This window comes from Ignatzschineria rhizosphaerae, from assembly GCF_022655595.1.
GTDB lineage: Bacteria > Pseudomonadota > Gammaproteobacteria > Cardiobacteriales > Wohlfahrtiimonadaceae > Ignatzschineria > Ignatzschineria rhizosphaerae.
Genome location: NZ_CP093379.1, coordinates 2,909,778 through 2,931,017, shown reverse-complemented (window position 1 = coordinate 2,931,017; position 21,240 = coordinate 2,909,778). Strand labels below are relative to the sequence as shown.

Annotated in this window: 19 protein-coding genes; 12 read left to right on the top strand and 7 right to left on the bottom strand. The window is 36.9% G+C overall.

From position 1 onward, the window contains the following. Positions 1-207 precede the first annotated feature (207 nt). From coaD to MMG00_RS13450, 5 genes are all read left to right on the top strand, one after another. The gene (coaD, locus tag MMG00_RS13470; RefSeq protein ID WP_242149224.1) at positions 208-729 is read left to right on the top strand and encodes a pantetheine-phosphate adenylyltransferase; all 522 of its coding nucleotides are present in this window, start codon (positions 208-210) and stop codon (positions 727-729) included. A 24-nt stretch (positions 730-753) separates the two neighbouring features. Continuing rightward, positions 754-1,530 (top strand): glycosyltransferase family 32 protein, encoded by a 777-nt coding sequence (locus tag MMG00_RS13465; protein ID WP_242149221.1) that lies wholly within the window; start codon positions 754-756, stop codon positions 1,528-1,530. Positions 1,531-1,572: 42 nt separating this feature from the next. Beyond that, positions 1,573-2,634, top strand: coding sequence for a tRNA epoxyqueuosine(34) reductase QueG (gene queG / locus MMG00_RS13460; protein WP_242149217.1), 1,062 nt, complete (start codon positions 1,573-1,575; stop codon positions 2,632-2,634). A gap of 102 nt (positions 2,635-2,736) precedes the next feature. Continuing rightward, the gene (gene tagD / locus MMG00_RS13455; RefSeq protein ID WP_242149214.1) at positions 2,737-3,117 is read left to right on the top strand and encodes a glycerol-3-phosphate cytidylyltransferase; all 381 of its coding nucleotides are present in this window, start codon (positions 2,737-2,739) and stop codon (positions 3,115-3,117) included. After that, entirely contained in the window at positions 3,114-4,286 is a 1,173-nt protein-coding gene (locus tag MMG00_RS13450) for a CDP-glycerol glycerophosphotransferase family protein (RefSeq protein ID WP_242149212.1), read from the top strand. The genes tagD and MMG00_RS13450 overlap by 4 nt, the downstream gene beginning before the upstream one ends. Positions 4,287-4,449: 163 nt before the next feature. Here MMG00_RS13450 and MMG00_RS13445 read toward each other — a convergent pair whose 3' ends face one another. The 3 genes from MMG00_RS13445 to MMG00_RS13435 form a co-directional block, all read right to left on the bottom strand. Then, entirely contained in the window at positions 4,450-6,342 is a 1,893-nt protein-coding gene (locus MMG00_RS13445; protein WP_242149209.1) for an acyltransferase family protein, read from the bottom strand. Positions 6,343-6,509: 167 nt separating this feature from the next. Beyond that, on the bottom strand, positions 6,510-7,496 hold the full coding sequence (locus MMG00_RS13440; RefSeq protein WP_242149206.1) for a glycosyltransferase family 2 protein: 987 nt from the start codon (positions 7,494-7,496) through the stop codon (positions 6,510-6,512). A gap of 58 nt (positions 7,497-7,554) precedes the next feature. After that, positions 7,555-9,426: an acyltransferase family protein gene (locus MMG00_RS13435; protein ID WP_242149204.1), complete on the bottom strand. Its 1,872-nt coding sequence runs from the start codon at positions 9,424-9,426 to the stop codon at positions 7,555-7,557. 317 nt (positions 9,427-9,743) lie between these two features. Here MMG00_RS13435 and MMG00_RS13430 point away from each other — a divergent pair, with 317 nt between their 5' ends. From MMG00_RS13430 to rsmD, 6 genes are all read left to right on the top strand, one after another. Further along, positions 9,744-10,955 (top strand): glycosyltransferase family 9 protein, encoded by a 1,212-nt coding sequence (locus MMG00_RS13430; RefSeq protein ID WP_242149202.1) that lies wholly within the window; start codon positions 9,744-9,746, stop codon positions 10,953-10,955. 5 nt (positions 10,956-10,960) lie between these two features. Continuing rightward, complete coding sequence (locus MMG00_RS13425; RefSeq protein WP_242149199.1) at positions 10,961-12,049, top strand: glycosyltransferase family 9 protein; 1,089 nt, start codon at positions 10,961-10,963, stop codon at positions 12,047-12,049. Between the two features lie 139 nt (positions 12,050-12,188). Beyond that, positions 12,189-14,258, top strand: a complete 2,070-nt coding sequence (glyS, locus tag MMG00_RS13420; RefSeq protein WP_242149196.1) for a glycine--tRNA ligase subunit beta — start codon at positions 12,189-12,191, stop codon at positions 14,256-14,258. Positions 14,259-14,273: 15 nt separating this feature from the next. Then, complete coding sequence (locus MMG00_RS13415) at positions 14,274-14,855, top strand: HAD-IIIA family hydrolase (RefSeq protein ID WP_242149194.1); 582 nt, start codon at positions 14,274-14,276, stop codon at positions 14,853-14,855. A 14-nt stretch (positions 14,856-14,869) separates the two neighbouring features. Continuing rightward, positions 14,870-15,679, top strand: a complete 810-nt coding sequence (locus tag MMG00_RS13410) for a lysophospholipid acyltransferase family protein (RefSeq protein WP_242149193.1) — start codon at positions 14,870-14,872, stop codon at positions 15,677-15,679. Next, the gene (rsmD, locus tag MMG00_RS13405; RefSeq protein ID WP_242149192.1) at positions 15,679-16,311 is read left to right on the top strand and encodes a 16S rRNA (guanine(966)-N(2))-methyltransferase RsmD; all 633 of its coding nucleotides are present in this window, start codon (positions 15,679-15,681) and stop codon (positions 16,309-16,311) included. The genes MMG00_RS13410 and rsmD overlap by 1 nt, the downstream gene beginning before the upstream one ends. Positions 16,312-16,931: 620 nt before the next feature. On the opposite strand, the gene MMG00_RS13400 is transcribed toward rsmD, so the two are convergent. The 4 genes from MMG00_RS13400 to hemE all read right to left on the bottom strand — a co-directional run bounded on the left by MMG00_RS13400 (position 16,932) and on the right by hemE (position 20,077). Next, positions 16,932-17,720, bottom strand: a complete 789-nt coding sequence (locus MMG00_RS13400) for a deaminated glutathione amidase (protein WP_242149191.1) — start codon at positions 17,718-17,720, stop codon at positions 16,932-16,934. 368 nt (positions 17,721-18,088) lie between these two features. Beyond that, on the bottom strand, positions 18,089-18,514 hold the full coding sequence (locus MMG00_RS13395; protein WP_242149190.1) for a response regulator: 426 nt from the start codon (positions 18,512-18,514) through the stop codon (positions 18,089-18,091). A gap of 38 nt (positions 18,515-18,552) precedes the next feature. Further along, entirely contained in the window at positions 18,553-18,999 is a 447-nt protein-coding gene (locus MMG00_RS13390; protein WP_242149189.1) for an NUDIX domain-containing protein, read from the bottom strand. Positions 19,000-19,009: 10 nt separating this feature from the next. Then, positions 19,010-20,077: a uroporphyrinogen decarboxylase gene (hemE, locus tag MMG00_RS13385; RefSeq protein WP_242149188.1), complete on the bottom strand. Its 1,068-nt coding sequence runs from the start codon at positions 20,075-20,077 to the stop codon at positions 19,010-19,012. A 338-nt stretch (positions 20,078-20,415) separates the two neighbouring features. Between hemE and rpsB the strand changes: the two genes are divergently transcribed. Then, positions 20,416-21,177: a 30S ribosomal protein S2 gene (rpsB, locus tag MMG00_RS13380; protein ID WP_242149186.1), complete on the top strand. Its 762-nt coding sequence runs from the start codon at positions 20,416-20,418 to the stop codon at positions 21,175-21,177. Positions 21,178-21,240: the final 63 nt, after the last annotated feature.

Sequence of the window (21,240 nt, the reverse complement as noted above, 5' to 3'; positions counted from 1 at the left end):
CGCAGTTTACTTGCGCTTTTTTACATATTCTCAGGCAATATATTCACTACTACTTCCCGATTAAGGTTCGAAATTCTTCCATCAATCAGTTAATATCATATAAAACTATTAAATAGTGTAAAACAACCAATAATCTAAAAGATAACCGTTCACTTTGTCGCATCTAAACATTTTGCGATGGATGATTACAAAACAAAAGGCAGAATTATGAGTGAGTCAACCGCAGTTTATCCCGGAACTTTTGATCCTATTACCAATGGGCATTCAGATATTATCATTCGAGCATCTCGTGTTTTCCCTAAACTCATTGTTGCCGTTGCAAAAATTACAGGCCCTAAAAAACGCCCTCTATTTACTTTTGAAGAGCGCTTAGATATGGCTAAAGAGGTCTTTAAGGATTATAAAAATATCGAGGTTGTAGGGTTTAATGATCTACTTGCTCGCTATATGGATACAATTGGCAGCCATGTCCTTGTACGAGGTTTACGTGCCGTTTCTGACTTTGAATATGAGTTTCAGATGGCAAGCCTTAACCGCCATTTAAATGAAAAAGTAGAAACGATTTTCCTAACCCCAAGTGAAAAATACTCTTTCGTCTCCTCCACAATGGTGCGCGAAGCTTCTATGCTTGGTGGAGATGTCAGCGCTATTGTTCATCCTTATGTAATGAACGCGCTGAAACGCAAGTATCAAGAGAAACTTACTGAAGTTAACAATCACCCTCAATAGTCAAATTAATACTAAGACAACAGCATGAAAATACCTAAAATTCTAGGTCATATATGGATAGGACCACATCCTGCACCATCACAATGGCTAAATACATGGAAAGAAAAACATCCTGATTGGACATACCGTCTCTATGATAATGACTTTCTGCAATCCTTTAATTTTAGAAATAAGAATCTCATTGATACTTATATTCACCTAGAATTATATGCAGGAGCAGCGGATCTTATGAGATACGAGATCTTATATGAATTTGGAGGATTTATCCCTGAAGCTGACTCTATCTGTTACTTAAATACAGAAGAGCTTTTTACCAAACCGCAGGCATACACTGTTTATGAAAATGAATTTCTACGAGGAAAACTAGTTTCTCCAATTTTAGCTTGCGAGCCTAAGAACATTTTCGTAAAACAATTAATTGATGAATTATCACAATTAGATCCCCAGGATCTAGGAGAGCCTTGGAAAACAACAGGGAACCTCTTTGTCGCAAAAATGATCGAAAAATATAACCCTGACATTACTATCTTCCCTTCCCATTACTTTATTCCTGTTCATTTTGATGGCATGGTTTATACTGGGAGTGATAAAATCTATTGCCAACAATTATTTGGCACAACAAGAACAGCATATCAAGCAAAAAAACAGAAGCAAAACTTTATACAGAAATTTAGATCCAGATCGGAAAGAGCCCGAAAAAGAGATATCGCTAAACAAAGAGAACAACTATTTCAAAAACAAACCCTAAAACATTTAGAAAATTTTAATATTGATTTTTCTACTAGAAATAAAAGCTCATAAATTCTCTCAATTTCTTTATTAACAAATCTGCAATATCATAATATGCCCCCCGACCATAACTCCCCAGAATTTATCAAACGTCTAATAGCAAAATCAGAAGAGATCGGTATCAATGAACTTTCTAGCTCTGATATCGAACCTGGGAAAAATAGAGATTACTTTATTGAATGGTTAGGGGAAGGATTTCATGGTGACTTAGATTACATGTATAAGCATGGGGAGAAGCGCTATCATCCTGATCTACTTGTTCCCGGCACTGTCTCTATGCTGACAGCTCAGCTCCATTACTATAATCCAGATATTGATGCCAAATCTCGACTAGAAGATCCTCATCATGCTTACGTTGCTGAATATGCACTAGGGCGTGATTATCACAAAGTTCTTCGCAATATGCTTACCAATCTTGGCAAGTGGTTACAAAGTGAAATTCCTGACTTAGAGTTTCGGGCGTTTGTTGATAGTGCACCTGTATTAGAACGCGCTTTTAGTCAAAAATCAGGGCTTGGATTCTTTGGTAAAAACACTATGATTATTCATCCTAAAAGAGGCTCTTTCTTCTTTTTAGGTGAGTTATTACTCTCTAAACGTATTCATATTCCAAGTGAACCCATCACGAATCACTGTGGACAATGTACAAGATGTATTAAAGCTTGCCCAACTGATGCCATTGTCTCCCCTTTTAAAATTGATGCTCGAAAATGCATCTCTTACTTAACAATTGAACACTTTGGGGCAATCCCCATCGAATATCGAGATGCTATTGGGAACCGTATCTTTGGCTGCGATGATTGCCAAATCGTCTGCCCATGGAACCGTTTCTCCATTGATCTGACGACTAAAGATTTTCTACCAAGACATCAACTAGATTCATCCTCTCTTCTAGAGCTCTTTAATTGGACCGAAGAAGAATTCCTCAAAAAAACAGAAGGATCTCCTATTCGTAGATTGGGATATAACAGATGGCTAAGAAATATCGCTATTGGAATCGGTAATAGCCCACCTTCTCATGCAAATATCCAATCCTTAGAACAGAAATTGAATATTGATGATGATGCACTGAAAGAGCATATTCATTGGGCTATCAAAAAACAAATAACATTGTAAGAAATTTATTTAAAATAAGCCACATAACCCCGTATAAAAGTAAATCAATGTAAATTATGTTATAATTATTATTTTATAAGGGCAGAAATATTAAAAATAAATATGGCAACTATTATTACCTATGGTACGTTTGATTTTTTTCACTATGGTCACTTTGAACTACTAAGTAAAGCAAAAAACTTAGGCTCTAAATTAATCGTTGGTCTCTCAACAGACGATTTTAATCAACAAAAAAACAAATATTCCATTCTCTCTTTTGAAAAGAGAAAAAAGATATTAGAGTCTTTAAATTTTGTCAATCTTGTTATTCCGGAAATCAATTGGAATCAAAAGATTAATGATATTCAAAAGTATAATGTCGATATATTTGTAATGGGGGATGACTGGACTGGAGAATTTAATTACTTGGAAGATTACTGCCAAGTTATTTACCTACCACGCACAGATAAAATCTCAACAAGCCTAATCAAGGAGCTTCTATGAATTTAAGAAGAAGCATTATAAAGAGAATCAATAAACTTCTACTTTTTTATAGAAATAAACAACGTTTAAAAACCAAAAATATAGCTAATATATGGTGTTTTTTACCCTATGGAGATGATTTTACAGGAAATATTAAGGCAACCTTTGAATCTGTCAAACATGATCCTAATATCATAAAAATAATCCTCGCCGATAAAGCAACTGAATCACTCTATAAACATTTAGTAAATCCATCGATAATTTTAATAGAGGAAAGCAATCTTCTTCAGAAAAAAAATTTTCTAATATTATCAAAAGCTTCTATCTTAATTACAGACCAACTCACGAATGCCTATGAGATTTTAAAAAAAATAACGCCTTTGTATATCCCTGTTCTTAATTTATGGCATGGAATACCTTTAAAAAAGATGTTTTATGCTGTCGATAAACAATCCCCTTTTACAGAAGATGAAGCCCTCAGAAATCATTTTATTTCAAGTTCTGAACTTGACACACAATCGATGCAAAAATGTTTTCAAGTACCCCTTCAAAATATCCATTTAACGGGATTACCAAGAGTTGATCTTCTCCATTCACCAACTGCAGACCTACAGCAGGAATACCTTATATTAAAAGAAGTCACTAAAGATAAAAAGCTCCTGCTATTTGCTCCCACATGGAAAAGCTACCCAAGCAAAAATTACACTTTTACTCCTTATGACTTACAAGCTCTTTCCCTTTTTTTGCAAGAAGAGAATTATATACTAGGAGTTAGAGAGCATTTTTTGACAGAGGAAAATTCATATTTTCAACAACTTCAGACTATCGGGGCAATCAATCTCAACAATACAGAATTCCCTAATATAGAACCTCTACTTTTACATGCTAAAGTTCTTGTCACAGATTATTCTAGTTGCCATTATGATTTTTTATATCTTAATAAGCCCAGTTTCTCTTTTGCGTATGATTACGAACACTATGATAAAGGGTTTCTATACGATTTCGCTGATGTCTTTCAGTATCCCAAAAGCTATACTATTCAAGATCTCCTACAAAGAATAAGAAAAGTGGAGTCATCTACCGAAAACACTGACATTCAACAAATATATCAAAGATTTTATAAATATAGTGACAACCAGAATACCCAAAGGGTTATCAATCTTATTAAAAATTTAACGAGCAATAATTAAATTAAAAGGTTAAGTCTAATAAATTATGGTTGAGTTGAAGAAAAATTAAATATCGATGATGCAGTGCTGAAAGAAAATATTCATTAGGCTATCAAAAAAATCAATCAAAAGCCCCTATATTTTATAACTATAGGGGCTTTAAATATTCCACAAATAACTAACTTTAATCTTCTTTTAAAAGCTGCCTATTCTCGATAAAGAGCTCTCCCACTCTTTTGCTTCCATAAAAGTTTAAATGGTTATCATCAAAGTAGAGAGGCAATCCTTCTAATACCCCACTCGTTGGGATTAGATCACTTATTTCCACAAAATGCACATTTGCATCATCTTCCGCAAGTGATCTTAGATACACGTTCGCATCCTCATGTGAATAATGCGTTTTTGGCAACATATACTGCTCTAAACCAATCTTTTTTAATTTCAAATAACGTGCTGGAGACGGAATGCTTAATGCAGGAATATCTGCGATTAAATAAACATTTTGACCTTCAGAAATTGTATTGACTGTATTTTTAAATTTCTCTTGGTAATTATGAGATTGCTCTTCTGGCTCATAAAGTTTTGGCGCTAGATATTGCGAAATAATCACCGCATCATAATCCCCAAAGCTTTCCAACAAATAATCATTAATCATTAGACAAGTATTACTTGATTGCTGCTGAGATACATTAATTAAGGCTTTAGATGGAGGCAATCCACAACCACTTGCCGCTACCATATGCGCTTTAAATCTCTCATGCTTCCCTACAGTATCCATAAATCCTGCTAAGTGCCCTGTATGAGAATCTCCTATCACTAAAACTCTTTTGGTAGACTCAAGATCACCAACATAACAGCTCTCTGTAATAGGACTATCCATACAAACTTGCCCCGCATTAACCCAATCAACCAACTCGTTAGAGTCATTTAAATTAAAGTAATCTCCGATAGGTTTTGTTATTACAAGCTGGTGAATAGAGACCATCACCCCAAAAGGTAACAGATAAACTAATAACAGACTCCACTTAAAATTAAGCTTTAATTTTCTAATCGGGTTTTCGACAACATAATACGTAAAAATAGATAAAATAACTATCAGGATAAAACCCCAAATCATCCATGATATTGGTAGCTCTGTATCATTTAGAACGTAACGCATAAATGCTAGTACGGGCCAATGCCATAAATAAAGGGAAAATGACCATAAACCAATTAATCTTACTGGCGTATAAGTAAAAATTCTTTTATACGGGGCATTAACATTCGTATCAAAAATAAAAAATGCCGCTGCAATAGTCGGCACCATTGCCGTAACACCAGGGAAAGGTATTGCCTCAGAATACATCGCAAAACAAGCCACTAGAATAATAATCCCTACTATTCCCAATAGATGTTTATGACGATTGCTTAATGTATAAGGGTTAAGTGCTAGAGCACAACCCACTAGTAATTCTGAAGCTCTTGTACTCAATTCAAAGTACGCTTTCCCAGGCTCCTTTAACAACCTAAACTCTGTGTAGAGTAGGCTCAATATTATCCCTGCAATCGCGATCCAAAAAAGCCATATTTGAGGGTTTTCTCGGGACTTCACGCCCTTATAAATTAAATAGAAGCTCAAAGGCCAAATAAAATAAAACTGCTCTTCAATTGCTAAAGACCAAAGATGTAATAGGGGCTTCTCTTCTGAAACAGGGTCAAAATATCCTTGCCCACTAAACGCCCTATTGGCTCTGAACTGCATTGCATATTTTGCAGTACGCCAAAATCCTTCGAAGTCTCGTGTATCAAATAAAAGAATCGCAACAATAACGGTTACCAGCAATACCGTAAAAAAGAGGGGCAAGATCCGTTTAATTCGACGCGTATAAAAATCTCTAAACGTAAATCGACCATTACTAACTTGCCTATAAATAATAGACGTAATTAAATATCCCGATATCACAAAGAAGATATCAACACCTAAAAAACCACCTGGTAACCATGAGCTCTTAAAGTGAAAAACAATAACTGAAAGTACAGCTAATGCACGAAGACCATCAATATCGGGTCTATATTTAATGTGGTTTTGTTGCGTCATAATTGTGAATACTTCAAATAATTAATTACTAAAACAGGCTAATATCTTACATTAAGGGGGGGATTAAAGATAGATTTTAAAGATAGGCTAACAACAATGCTCTGATAGTAAGGACAAAGCACTGAATGATGATTTTTGACTCATTCACACTCATTTTAAAAGTGATTTCAACGATTTCGTCGCTTTATTAAGATCTGAGTTAAAATTTTAGCCGGTAAACGCAGCCATAAGTTTTGTTTATTAAATCTTGATCGCCCCGTCTTAGCAGGAACTTTGATCTGTTTTAAGCGTTTTACTTGCTCTAAAATAAAAGCTTCTATGCTTATCGATAAATTCTTAGCATCAATTGTTACTAGCCACTCTAGAACTTCCTTACGATAAAGTTCAATCACAAACAATGTTTCTTTCGGTAAATAATCAGGTTGATCTAAATAAGCCTGATACATCATTAAAATTACCGTAATCTGATCACGAATATTTCGCTCTTTAACATCCCATGTAATAGATCCCTCACGCTCATAATGATTGTAGACAATCTTAGGTGTTGAATAAATATTACTGACAACTCGATATAGATAAAATGCCCATAATACATCCTCGTGAAAAATCCCCTCTTTAAAAAAGAGCTGATTTTGCACTAGAAAATCACGATGAATTAATTTAGCACAACCAATTACCCATAATTTTGATAGGGCGTAATCCTTAAACACATCCACATTCTCACTATAGGACCTTTGATGGGAGGCAAGAATAAAATCAACTCTATTCCCGGCAATTTTTTGAAAATTACCAACAACAAGATCTCTAGGAGTAGCGGTTTCTAATGCGCATTCCACTAAATAAGAGATGGCTGTCTTATCTGTTAAAGTATCATCGTTATCTAAAAAGAAAAGATACTCCCCTTTACTATGCGCAATCCCAGTATTTCTTGCGGCACTGGGTCCCCGATTTCGATCATGCTCTAAATACTGCACAGTCCCTTGCCAAATATTTTGAGAAATAACTTCTTTAGCCCGTAAAAAACTACGATCTGGTGTAAAGTCATTGACTAAAATGATTTCGATATCGGCATAATCTTGTTGCATTACCGATAAAAGGCACTCCTCAATATAATTTTCTGCATTATACACAGGAATAATAACCGATACTTTCACAGCAACTCCTTAAAGAGTGTTGTTGAATAAAATTTATTAGCTACCTGTAAAAAATCTATTACTGAGATAACTTCAAAGTTTGATCTTGAATAAACAACTTCCCAATCTCGCGACTTCCATAAGGATTGAGATGATCCGAATCATAATATATTAATTGTCCATCATTTAACAAATGATCAACATAAGGGGTTATATCTATATAAGATGCATTATCTAATGTTTGTACCATCTCTTTCAACGCTTGATTCAATTTTTGAATCTCACGATTACGAGTTTCATCAATATCAATATTAACCGAAAGCCCCAATCGCTTAATACGCTCATAACGAACGGTATGATAGCCTAAATCACCTACATCTGAAAAAACAATTACTGGAACTTTATTAGAAACTATTTCAAGCGTATTTCTAAACTTATCCAAATAATCCGGGATTGTATTATCTTTAGATGAAAGTGGCGTCAAATAGTACTGACTCCAAAGAACAGCATCATATTGATCATAATTATTCTCTAAATAGATATTCGCAAACTCACACTCAGGATGTTTTGTTCGAATATTAGATCCGGCAAAAAGCATCGGGCAAGCAGGAGAAGCAATAATATCTATTTTAATCCCCTCCTTCTTCCCAATCTCATCCATCATTCCTGATAAATGCATCGCATGAGAATCCCCAACTAACAAATAACGTGTTGTAGCAGTTTTATCTCCCACCGCACAATCATTTAAAAACTTACCATGACAACCTTCAGTATCGGCAAACCATCTGGTCTTATTAATATCAATATGCAACTCGGAACTCTCAACTGACTTATGAGCATAAGTATAAATTAATGTGATAGCACCATAAGGAATTGCAAATATTAAAATAACGCTACTAATAAATCCTAATTTTGTCTTTCTTACAGGATTTTCAACCAAATAGTAACTACTCACTGATAATAATAAAATTACAACGGCAGATACTCCTAGCCACCATAATGGCAACTCCGTATCTTGAAAAACATATCTTGATAATGCTAATACCGGCCAATGCCATAAGTAGAGAGAAAACGACCATAATCCTATCATTCTTGCCATAGGATTAGTAAAAAGCCTTTTATAAGGCGAATCAATATTATTATCTAAAATAAAAAAGGCCGCACCTATCGTTGGAATAAGCGCGAATATGCCAGGCATTGGGGTTGCTGCTGAATAAAAAATAAAACAGCTTACTAAAACAATTGTCCCGACAACTCCCAACCCCTTCTTCCAATTATCTTTAATTTGATAAGGGTTTAGTGCTAAAGCACAGCCTACTAATAATTCTGCCGCCCTATTTTGTAATAAGTAATAACTATCATCAGGATGATTTTTAATAGATATTTCGGCTAAAACCGTACTTAATAAAATACCTAAAACAGCTAATAAAAAAAGAATATACCCTTGGTTTTTAAATTTCTTTGTCAAAAAGAACGTAATAAAAAGAACGAGCGGCCAAATAAAGTAAAACTGCTCTTCTATTGCTAATGACCATAGATGCAATAAGGGTTTTTCTTCAGTGAATACATCAAAATAATCACTTCCTGTAAAAGCTCTATTCGCACGAAATTGCATTGCATAACGCAAAGATCTAATAAAGTTTTCATATTGCTCTGGCAGCAAAATCAACACTGCAGGAATTAAGGTTACTAATAATACTAAAAAAAGTAGTGGCAATATGCGCTTAATACGGCGCGTATAAAAGACTTTGAAAGAAAAGCGTCCTTGAGCTAATTGTTTTTTAATAATGGAGGTAATTAAATATCCAGAAATTACAAAAAAAACATCAACCCCTAAATATCCACCAGGTAGCCAGCTGTTATTAAAGTGAAACACTAATACGGATAATACCGCCAAAGCTCTAAAGCCGTCGATATCAGACCTATACTTAATATGATTTTGATTCGCCATAATACTCTATTGATATGTATTTAAATTTTAATATCTATACAGCCGATGCTTTTTATTATTTTATTCAATAAAAACAGATGCTTACCACAAGCCACCCCATCTTATTGTATTATTAGATTCGGGTATTCTACTCTTTTTACTAAAACATGTCCTGTTTTTAGAACGATAACCAACTGTCTCTACATAAATTATCAATTGTGCTAGCAATTGGTATCGGCCTCAAAAGACCGTTATAATTATCCTAATATTTCTAGAATTTAGGCACTCTTAAAATATGATTAATGATGCCTAATCGCTTAATTTTCATAGGACGATTCATGTCACTAAAACAAAGTCTCTCAAAGCATATATGGAATTTACGTTTTTTAAATAAAAAGCTTAAGCTTAACTGGGCTTATCTTAAATTTTCTTTCGTCAAAAAAATACTTCCCAAGCGTCATACGCCTGTTGACTTCTCCCATGTTAAAAAAATCCTTATTGTTAGAAATGATAAACATGGAGATATGATTGCCACAACAGGCTTTATCAAAGCATTAGCACAAGCAGGCTATGAGGTTTATATCTCTTCAGAAAAAGCATCTTTAGATATCATTGAGTTCAACCCTTACGTTAAAGGGGTATTTAGCTATCAAGATAAAACTTTAAAAGCCCTCTATCGCTCTATCAAAAATATTCGGAAAATGAATTTTGATGCGGTTATTGACCTTAAATATTGCCGTGGGGTTTATAAAAAAAATATCATTTTCTGCGCTTTTGTCAAAAGCCCAATACTTATCGGTTTTAATAAAAGTAACATCCCTGCATATAACGTCTCTCTTCCTTATTATGAATTATCAGCCCATGTCACAACAAGATTACCCCCACTATTGAAACTCTTTAATATTGAGGAATATGACCTCAATTATGAAATTTATACAACACCTGAGATGCAAGAGAATACAGTTCAGTTTATCGAGAAAAATCTTAAGAATGATCAAAAGCTCGCTATTGTAAATCCTCTTGGTGGGAACAAATCCCGTTGGTTAACACAACAACAGTTAGATAGTACGCTTAAATTGCTCATGCCTAATTACCAAGTGGTGATGATTGGCCAACCCTCACAATTACAAAACCTTTCATGGCCTGACTCAATTCCCCTTTTTCAATCTAAAAGTATTTTAGAAGTTGTGCCTTTAATTGAAAGAGCCGATCTTATCTTAACTGTAGATACATCAATTGTTCATATGGCAAGTGCGTTTTCAAAAAAAACCATCGCACTTTACCTTGATTTAACGCACGGGAAAGCATCCAATCCTTTTAGAGCTGAATATAATGCTAAAGTCACAAAATATGGAACCCATCTATTAAATCTATTGTCTGATGCCCCTTATATCAATGCCCAACATCCCGATGAAACACCCCCTATTAATCATCTCAATTGGTCACCAAACAATCCTAATGCCGATCAGCTAATTTTCACCTATCGTAGCTTTTCAGATATTCCACTAGCAGAGTTTGAGTCTGCTATTCAACAAGCTTTAGAAGAATAATTAATATGTTTATTAAAGAGAAACTTCATTTTACAGATAAGGTATTATTTATCGTTCATCTTGCAATTGGCGATTTCACCTATCTGCAAAATTGCTTTAAGAAACTTAAAGATCGTTATCCAACCCTCAAAATTGACCTCTTTATCCAAGATGTCAGAATGACAGATGATGAGGCTAAATGGGAAGGTCTCAAGAACTATATTCTTTACGAATGGGTCCAAGAAACTGGATTATTCCATAAAATATATTATGGTTATTCTCCTCAAGTGCATGCGCAATCAATCCTAGAGTGTAAAAATGAACAGTATCCCTACGTAATCTCTCTAGGAGATTTAAGATCGCAGAACTACTCCCTCCTAGCGCGAGAAATTGCACAAAACAATATCGCGCTTGGCATCAATATTAAAACCCATCTCTTTAGCTTTGCTGCTAAAAAAGCATTAAAGTCACTGGATTTTAAAATTAAAGATTTAACCGATAAATCAGCACATATTAGTGAAAAATTTGCCTATTGGTTTGAACAATTTGCCGATATTACTTTTACGAAAGACGATCGCTATCCTTTTATTCATATTCCAGAGATATGGGATGAAAAAGCATTGGAATATCTCCTTAAACATCAATGGGATAGAAATAGTCCTATCGTCTTTATCAATATCTTTGCAAAAGGCGATGAGAGATGCTGGTCACTAGAAGAAGCGACAACACTCATTAAAAAATTAAAAAATACAGAGCAATATGCCAATGCGATCTTTATTTTAAATTCACTGCCGGAAGATCTCACGCATCTAGAGACAGAAATCCTTAAAAACGCGCTATCATCAACCTTTGTTTTCTCAGCACAATTGAGTTTTTTTGAACTGCCGGCACTTTTAAAAAGGTGTGATCTCATTATTACGGTAGATACCTCTATTATGCATTTAGCAACATTCTCTTCAGGAAAGCTCATTTCTCTTTTAAGAAAAAACCGAAAGAAGCCAAGTCCTAGATGGTTACCACTTAAAAAAGAGCAGAGTATTATTATTTATACCGAAGGTTTAGGCGCACCAATTGCTTCTATTTCGGCGGAGGAGGTATTAGATAAAATCGTCTAACTAACACCTCTTTGTATGCCCTATTTTTGCTAAATGTGAAAAAGCATTCGAATATTATGAGAATCCTCATCAAATACGCTAAAATAACCCCTTATAAACTAAAATAGGTCATTTTCTAAACTTTTTAGATGGAATCACAATGATTAAAGATACGCTACTGATTGAAATTGGAACAGAAGAGCTTCCTCCTCGTGCATTAAATAACTTATCTGAGGCTTTTAAAAAAGGCATTGAAGCTGAGCTAAAAGCAAAGAAACTAGAATTCTCTGGGATCCAAGTTTTTGCAACGCCGCGCCGTTTAGCACTCGTGATTTCTGACCTTCAAGCAGAGCAAGCAGATTATACTAATGAGCGCCGAGGACCTGCAGCTACTGCAGCCATGAAAGATGGCGTTCCTACACCGGCTCTTCAAGGCTTCGCTCGTTCATGTGGTGTTGAAGTTGACCAATTGACGCTTTTAGAAACGGATAAAGGCGCTTGGTATACCTTTAAGGAAGAAGTGAAGGGAGAAACGCTGGAATCGCTACTCCCTGAAATGATTGAAAAGTCTCTCAAAGGATTACCAATTCCTAAAAGAATGCGCTGGGCAGGTCACGACTTTGAATTCGTTCGCCCGGTTCGCTGGATTGCCATCCTCTTTGGTGACAAAGTCCTTGATACAGAAATCTTTGGGATTAAAGCAAGTAACACAAGCCGCGGGCATCGTTTCCATACAGATGCCCCGATCACCATCACAAACGCTAAAGATTACGAAGCGATCATGACTGAAAAAGGGCATATTGTGCCAGACTTTGCAAAGCGCAAAGCGATGATCGAAGCACAGATTAAAGAAGTGACCGCTAATGTTGGAAACCCTATCGTGAATGCTGATCTTCTTGATGAAGTGACTGCCCTTGTAGAATATCCTAATGCGATGATCGGCAGCTTTGAATCGCATTTCCTTAATGTGCCGCAAGAAGCGCTGATTATTGCAATGGAAGATCATCAACGCTATTTCCCTATCGTGGATAAAAATGGCAAACTAATCGATAAATTCTGCTTCATTAGCAATATTATTAGCGCAGAGCCAGAAGCCGTTATCGAGGGGAATGAGCGAGTTATTCGTCCTCGCTTTGCAGATGCCGAGTTCTTCTGGAATGAAGATTGCGAAAAACCATTAGAAGATTACCTCGCGCAACTTGAAAATGTTGTATTCCAAACAAAACTTGGATCTCAAGCAGATAAAATTAATCGAGTTAAAACATTAGCAGAAGCGATTGCAAAAGAGATTGGAGCGAATGAAGCATTAGTATCTCGCGCCGCCCGCTTAAATAAAGCAGATCTGATCTCAGATATGGTGCAAGAATTCCCAGAACTTCAAGGAACAATGGCTCGCTACTACGCTAACGCGCAAGGAGAGGATCGCATTGTTGCAGATAGCTTAGAGCAAGTCTACTGGCCACGTTTTGCAGGCGATAAATTACCAGAAACTAAAGAGGCTCAAGCGCTAGGATTAGCAGAGCGTTTAGATACTATCGTCGGCATCTTCTCTATTGGCGAGATTCCTACAGGTTCACGTGACCCATACGGTTTACGTCGTAATGCGCTTGCGGTCCTTCGTATATTAATTGAGGAAAAGCTCAATCTTGATCTCTTAAAACTTATTGAGATTAGCGCAAGCACGATGCCGGCAACTATTGAAGCAAACAGATCAGTAGAGACCATCTTTACTTATATCTTTGATCGTTTACGAGCATATTCCTCAGATCTTGGCGTTTCAAGTGATGTTTTTGCTTCAATCTCTGAACTCAAACTCACGAATCCTCTCGATATCTATCATCGCCTTCTTGCCGTTGCGAAGTTTAAATCTCTGCCTGCAGCAAGTTCATTAGTGGAGACTAATAAGCGTATTCACAATATCTTAAGCAACAATAAAGAAGAAGCAGCCTCGGATCAGGTTCGTGAAAACTTACTGGAAAATGATTCTGAAAAAGCGCTCTTTAAAGCAACTCATGAATTAAGTAGCAAAATTGAAAGCTTTGTTGCCGCTAAAGATTATGAAGCCATTCTAACAGCGCTTAGTAACCTTGCCGAGCCGCTTGCGAAATTCTTCGAAGATACGATGGTGATGGCAGAAAACTTAGAAGTACGCCACAACCGTATTGCTCTTTTAACAGAAATTCGTAATGATTTTGAGACTGTTGCTGATATCTCTAAGCTTCAGCTTTAATCAAAGGTTATTATAATGGTCAATCAGATCTCTTTAAAAAGGCCTGATTTAGTAATTTTAGATCGTGATGGTGTTATCAATCACGATTCTAAAAATTACATTAAATCTGCAGATGAATGGCAGCCTATTGCCGGCAGTTTAGAAGCGATTGCTAAGCTCTCAAGTGCTGGGATAAAAGTTGCCATTGCGACCAATCAGCGCGGCATTACTTTAGGATTATATGACCATCAAGCACTTGAAGAGATGCATACTAAAATGCATGCGCTTCTTAATGAGCTCAATGGGAAAATTCATGCTCTTGAGTTTTGTACGGCTGATGATGAATCTCATCCTGATAGAAAGCCTAATCCTGGTATGCTCCTTAAAATCATCTCAGAGCTACAAATGCCTAAAGATGCTGTGATCTATTTTGTCGGCGATAAAGGCTCAGATGTTAAAGCCGCATTAAATGCACAAGTATTACCAATACTTGTGCGAACAGGCAATGGCAAAGCAACTGAAGAGACATTACACCAAAAAGAAGGGATGATAAATCTTCCTATTTTTGATGACCTCTTAGCCTTTGTGAATACGCTCCCACTATCATATCCCCATTAAAAGGAGACAAACGAATGATTACATGGATTCGTTCACTCATTACGTTTATCGGCTTTCTAATCATTTACTTGATTATTACGCCTATCATGCTTGTTACAACCGTGATTCTTTGGGGCTCATGGTATCGTAATGTCACGATTGCTTGGTCTAATATTTTAATTAGCTGGATGCGAATTGGCGCCGGTATTCACTACCGAGTTATTGGGAGAGAGAATTTAGAAAAACTCAAAAATCAGCCTCATTTTATTGTTTCTAACCATCAGTCTGCGCTTGAGACCCTTATTTATACTGTTATTTTACCGCCGCACTCTTTTGTCTTAAAGAAAGAACTCTTATATATTCCTTTCTTTGGCTGGGGATTAGCTAAAGCAAAACCGATCGCGATTAATCGTGCTGATGGAAAAAATGCGCTAAAGCAGATTGCCAAACAAGCAAAAGAGCGTTTTGCAGCAGGTCGTTCTGTGATTATCTTCCCTGAAGGGACTCGCGCGCCTTTCAACCAAGAGATCCCTTTTAAAAAAGGGGGGTTCATTGTCACAAAACAGATGGGTGCTCCGGTCTTACCTATGGCAATAAATTCAGGAATTGCGGCACCCAAAGGCCGCTTTATTAAAGAACCTGGCGTTGTCACTATCGTCATTGGTGAGCCCATTGAATCTAAAGATCTCTCAACCAATGAGTTAGCACAAACAACAGAAAATTGGATTCGTAGCCATATTGTCCAAACGCTTGATGTCCCACTAATTCCAACACAAGAAGAGATTAAAGCTCTAACAGCGCACATTAACAGTGACAAACAAGAAGCAATCGTGGAAGAAGCTTAATGGCAGCGCAACATCACTTTAAAAAGAATCAACGCCCCAATCATCAAATTCAAATTATCGGCGGTGAATATCGCTCTCGAAAAATTGAGGTGATTGATGCAGATGGTTTACGCCCAACCTCATCTCGTGTTCGCGAAACACTCTTTAACTGGTTACAGATGATCATTCCCGGCAGTATCGTTATTGATGCCTTTGCCGGCACCGGCGCCTTAGGTATCGAATCCCTCTCTCGGGGTGCTAAAAAAGCTATCTTTATTGAGAAAGATCCTACCGTCTTTAAAACATTGAAAGAAAATATTACTCACTTAAAGATCCCTAAGGAAAAATTTATTCTCCTTAATACAGATGGATTAAAGTTCCTACAAGATGATGCACAATTACAGTCGATTTTAAAAGAGACTCCAGCAGCAGATACTCGCTGTCATCTCTTTTTAGATCCGCCTTTCTTTGCTGGCTTTTATCCTGAATTATTGGCAACACTCTCAAAGAGCGAGCTACTTCATCAGATCACTTCCCTCTCGATTGAATCACCGCTTAAATTAGCAGTTTCGGCAGCTAGTACGCTGACTCCCCTTGAACTTCATCGCGAAATGAAAACCAAAGAGAGCTTATTGCAACTCTATCGCAAATAAACCTTTAACGATCATAGATACAATCTCTATCATTCCTCCTGCAAATCTGTCCCATTTAATAGGATCGATTCGGTTTAAGAAACGCCGTTTTAAACAGTAAAAAATACAACGTATGAATCCAATCAACTTGTATAGTTATTTCCAAATAAAATCAGAGGTCAAAATTTATTAGTTAGTTATCCTCCTAAAATAGGTTGATGAGTAGCTGGGTCGAATGCTTGCATGTTTTTTGAAATTACGTGCCAGCAGTTTTAAGCCTTTTTCGATTCGTATCGGAATTTAATATGTAATAGCGATACAATGCCGGATAGAACGTCTTTTATGCTTCTCATAACCAATGCGCCGGCAATCTGATATAGTCACTTTTAAGCCGATTTCATAGTGAAACAGGTTCAAAATAGGCTGATTGAAATGCCAGCACATTGGCTATTAATAATAAGAAATATGTTCAACCCGGCATCTTTCAAGCACTATTTAATACGTATCTTTATAGATTTCTGCAAGGCTGGAGGGAATGTTTTGTGCTCTTTCTAAAATCCCGCGCCAGCTGCTTAAGCCTTGCTTTTCTTAAATCGATTTTACGATACATATAACATGTAAAAGTCTTGATAGTGATTATTCTATTGAAGAACAGGCGCTGCAAAACGGCTGTTTTGTAATACGGGCAATTGCTTTCTTGCCATTGCTAAGCGCTCTTGATCAATCTCTGCAAAAAGCAATCCTGGCATTTCAGACATTTGAGCAATCACAACTCCCAATGGATCTACTACCAAACTATTGCCGATATTAATGGGTCCGCACTCACTCACAGCCAACATATAGCAAGTATTTTCAAGCGCTCTTGCAGTTGTTAAAACTTGCCAATGATGCTCTTTCTGCGCCCCTTTTACCCACGCTGAAGGTGCGACAAATAAATCAGCGCCTTGTAATGCCAAACTTCTTGCAAGCTCAGGGAAACGCAGATCATAACAGGTCATTAAACCAATTTTAAATCCCTCAACTTCAACTAATTCTGGAATCTTTGTTCCAGGACTTACCGTTAATGACTCTTGCACGGAAAAAGCATCATATAGATGAAGTTTATCGTAACGAGCAATGATTTCACCGCCTTTAATCACCACTAAAGCATTAAAAACTTTTCCTTCGCTTGCAGGAACATTAACCGTAAAAATAGTTGTTAAAGCTTGCTGACGACTTGCCTTTAATATCTGCGTCATAAAAGGCCCATCTAATGCCTGAGCGGATGTTAAAATTGCCATTGGATCTGTTATATCTCTTGCTAGTACAGCTTCTGGCAAGAGTAATAACTTTGCACCATTTGCTTCAGCTTCATTCATAAACTCAATACAACGATCGGCATTTTCTTGCCAATTTGCAACCACCTTAAATTGCCCTAATGCTACTTTCATTTATGCGCCCCTAATGTTCCGTGATGATTTTATAGTCGATTCAGTTTAAGAAACCCTATTTTAAATAGTAAAAATGCAGCAGCGGATGAATCAAACCTACTTGCAGACTGCCAAATAGAACGACTCTTTCGCTTCTTATAACCGATATGCCGGCAATTATTGGGTTCAATAACATTTAAACCGATTTTACTATATTTTTTTTATTGCCTCTTATAGATATAACACATTGTCCTAAGCAAATAAAAAAGCACTGATTTAATATACTCAGTGCTTTTAATATTCATATCTTCATGAGCTTTAAGGCTCATCTTTAACATGATTTTATCTTGTCTTAAGTTGATTGCTATCTTCTTGGAATCTAACCATTCCTACTTAGGATTTAAAATCGATTTCATCGGTTCGCCATCGACCAATAAAGTTTGATAATCATCCCATAACTTCTTAATGCGCTCATAGAGTAAAATAGATTCTCCTTTTTTACTCATCACACCCAACAATTCCGGTATTCTTGCCAAAGAATAGAGCACTAAGCGATCATTATTAGTCATAATAATGCCGGGAATTGCTTTAGGAAGTAATTTTTTTTGTAGTTGATCTAACGTCTCTGCCCCTGTTAACTTTGGCAAGACAAGATCTACAACAATTAAATCAGGAAGATATCCTGCGGCTATTAAAGCGAATGCATCATCAACATCTGTTGTTAATTGATAAATTTCAGGCTTAAATATTTCAGATAACTTTTGATGAAATGCCTCATCCGCACAGACAAACAGAATATTATCTAATTGCTTCATGACACTCCTTCATCCCTTCACTATCTTTAGAATTAAAACTAACCACCCACACGGCGATCATAAGCCAAATACGTATCTGACCAAAAAATCACCTCTTGTACCCTTGGCGTTACTCGTCTTAATGCTTCTGTTCTTGTCACCCATGCCCACTCACTATGCTCAGGTCTTCCAAGCTCTGGATTAATTGGCAAGCGAATGCCTCGACGTTTTGTTTCAGCAATATAGTAACGCGCTACTTTCTTCCCACGAAAATAGGGAGCCGTCTCAAAATAATCAAGCCCCCATGGAAAAATAAGATCCCGGATTGTTGTCTCTTCTTCTACCTCTCGAAGGGTTGTATCTAATGGAGTTTCACCTTTCTCAATCTGCCCTTTTGGAAAATCCCAAAAATTATAGGCCTTTAATAATAGATAACGAAACTCCCCTCGATCCCAACGAACAATCACTGCTCCGCAAGATAAAATCTCAGGAGGATTGCTATTCATGGGTTAATCCTTAGTGATACGCAGGGCTAAACTCATGAATTGCTTCAACCATCGCCTTCACATTTTCAGGATCAATCCCTGGGTGAATACCATGACCTAAATTGAAAATATGACCTTCATCACTTGCCACCTTACCAAAGCCGGCAAGCACTTTCTTCACATTCTCGCGAACGACTTCAGGAGTCGAGTAAAGAACGCCAGGATCCATATTTCCTTGCAGAACAACCTTCTTACCGACGAGCGCTTTAGCTTCAGCAATATCTGTCATCCAGTCTAAACCTAAGCCATTAGCGCCGATAGCCGCTTGCTCTTTAAGCCACATGCCACCATTTTTGGTAAATACGATGCTAGGGATTTTTTGCCCATCATATTCTGTAATTAAGCCTTTTAAGATCTTCTCCATATAACGAAGAGAGAATTCTTGATAATGCTCTTTAGAAAGAATGCCGCCCCATGTATCAAAAATTTGAACCGCAGCAGCACCATTTTTAATCTGTGCGTTAAGATAATCAATCACAACATCAGAAAGCTTATCTAGTAAAAGATGCATCGCTTGAGGGTGCTCATACATAAACCCACGCACCTTGCCAAAATCTTTACTGCCACCACCTTCAATCATATAAGTGGCTAATGTCCATGGGCTACCTGTAAATCCAATCAAGGGCACTTCATTTTTAAGTGCTTTACGAATTGTAGATACCGCATTCATCACATAGCCAAGCTCATCTTCAACATCGACAATAGGAAGCTTTGCCACTTGCGCGGGGTCTGTAATCGGCGTTTCAAATACAGGACCTTTACCAGGTACAAAGCTTAACCCTAAGCCCATTGCATCTGGAATCGTTAAAATATCTGAAAATAAAATCGCCGCATCAAAACCAAAACGATCAATGGGTTGAAGCGTTACTTCACAGGCTAATTCTGCATTACGGCAAAGCGCCATAAAATCCCCAGCTTGCGCACGTACTCGGCGATATTCTGGTAGATAACGCCCGGCCTGACGCATCATCCATACTGGGGTTCTGTCTACTTCTTCTTTTAAAAGGGCACGAATAAAACGATCATTTTTATAAGTCATTGTTCTGTCCTAAATCTTAAATTTATATCGACAAAATTATAACATAATCGCACCTTTTACTCTGTCTTTATTATTTTAATTCACTAGCTTAAATCAAGTTTTAAGACTATAATGTAGGGCTTGTCATTTTGGTTGTTTTGTAATCAATTCACTTTTTAAGGGAATCTTACAGTGGAACTAGGCTGGCATCAAACTGTAGGCAGATTCTCTGTTTACCTATTAACTTAAACTACTCACAGATGCTCACTCCTAGGCGGGGGTGCTTCTCAATTTTTATTGTTGAAGTTACGCTTAAGGAAAATCTGGAGGCTTAACCCTAAATATTTAAAGGAAAATTTATGTCACAAGTATCTATGCGCGACATGCTCGAAGCGGGCGTACATTTCGGTCACCAAACACGTTTCTGGGATCCAAAAATGAAACCTTTCATCTTTGGTTCACGTTCTAAGATTCATATCATTAACTTAGAAGAAACTCTTCCAATGTTCAATGACGCGATGAACTTTATCTCTAAAGTTGCATCACAAAATGGTCGCATCCTTTTCGTTGGTACAAAACGCGCAGCATCTGACATCATCACTGAACAAGCACAACGTGCTGGTATGCCATACGTTAACCATCGCTGGTTAGGTGGTATGCTTACTAACTTTAAAACTGTTCGTAACTCTATTCGTCGTCTTCGTGAAATCGAAGATATGCAAGCAGACGGTTCAATCGAGCGCTTGACGAAAAAAGAAGGCATTTTATTAGAGCGTGAAGTAGCTAAACTCGAAAAAAGCCTTGGCGGTATTAAAGAAATGCCTAATATTCCTGATGCAATCTTCATCATTGACGTTGGCTATGAGAGCAACGCAGTAGCAGAAGCGAAAAAAATGGGTATTCCAGTAATCGGTGTTGTTGATACAAACAGCTCACCAGAAAACATTGATTATGTTATCCCTGGTAACGATGACGCTATTCGCGCAATTCAACTTTATGCAACAGCTGCAGCTGACGCGGTTATCGAAGGCCGTGGTTCAAATGCACAACTTATTTCACAAGATCTTCAAGAAAAAGATCAATTCGTGGAAGTTGCTGAAGTAGAAGCAGCAGCTGAATAAGAGCAAAGGCTGAGCGCTCAAACTCTTTTGAGCGCTCATCTTTATCATTAATTTCCGATTAAC

Excerpts from the sequence above, each read along its gene's own strand:
- MMG00_RS13450 (WP_242149212.1), top strand. The coding sequence starts at position 3,114 with ATGAATTTAAGAAGAAGCATTATAAAGAGAATCAATAAACTTCTACTT.
- MMG00_RS13390 (WP_242149189.1), bottom strand. The coding sequence starts at position 18,999 with ATGAATAGCAATCCTCCTGAGATTTTATCTTGCGGAGCAGTGATTGTT.
- tagD (WP_242149214.1), top strand. The coding sequence starts at position 2,737 with ATGGCAACTATTATTACCTATGGTACGTTTGATTTTTTTCACTATGGT.
- queG (WP_242149217.1), top strand. The coding sequence starts at position 1,573 with ATGCCCCCCGACCATAACTCCCCAGAATTTATCAAACGTCTAATAGCA.
- MMG00_RS13445 (WP_242149209.1), bottom strand. The coding sequence starts at position 6,342 with ATGACGCAACAAAACCACATTAAATATAGACCCGATATTGATGGTCTT.
- MMG00_RS13415 (WP_242149194.1), top strand. The coding sequence starts at position 14,274 with ATGGTCAATCAGATCTCTTTAAAAAGGCCTGATTTAGTAATTTTAGAT.
- MMG00_RS13410 (WP_242149193.1), top strand. The coding sequence starts at position 14,870 with ATGATTACATGGATTCGTTCACTCATTACGTTTATCGGCTTTCTAATC.
- MMG00_RS13400 (WP_242149191.1), bottom strand. The coding sequence starts at position 17,720 with ATGAAAGTAGCATTAGGGCAATTTAAGGTGGTTGCAAATTGGCAAGAA.
- MMG00_RS13395 (WP_242149190.1), bottom strand. The coding sequence starts at position 18,514 with ATGAAGCAATTAGATAATATTCTGTTTGTCTGTGCGGATGAGGCATTT.
- hemE (WP_242149188.1), bottom strand. The coding sequence starts at position 20,077 with ATGACTTATAAAAATGATCGTTTTATTCGTGCCCTTTTAAAAGAAGAA.
- MMG00_RS13425 (WP_242149199.1), top strand. The coding sequence starts at position 10,961 with ATGTTTATTAAAGAGAAACTTCATTTTACAGATAAGGTATTATTTATC.
- rpsB (WP_242149186.1), top strand. The coding sequence starts at position 20,416 with ATGTCACAAGTATCTATGCGCGACATGCTCGAAGCGGGCGTACATTTC.
- coaD (WP_242149224.1), top strand. The coding sequence starts at position 208 with ATGAGTGAGTCAACCGCAGTTTATCCCGGAACTTTTGATCCTATTACC.
- rsmD (WP_242149192.1), top strand. The coding sequence starts at position 15,679 with ATGGCAGCGCAACATCACTTTAAAAAGAATCAACGCCCCAATCATCAA.
- MMG00_RS13465 (WP_242149221.1), top strand. The coding sequence starts at position 754 with ATGAAAATACCTAAAATTCTAGGTCATATATGGATAGGACCACATCCT.
- MMG00_RS13430 (WP_242149202.1), top strand. The coding sequence starts at position 9,744 with ATGTCACTAAAACAAAGTCTCTCAAAGCATATATGGAATTTACGTTTT.
- glyS (WP_242149196.1), top strand. The coding sequence starts at position 12,189 with ATGATTAAAGATACGCTACTGATTGAAATTGGAACAGAAGAGCTTCCT.
- MMG00_RS13435 (WP_242149204.1), bottom strand. The coding sequence starts at position 9,426 with ATGGCGAATCAAAATCATATTAAGTATAGGTCTGATATCGACGGCTTT.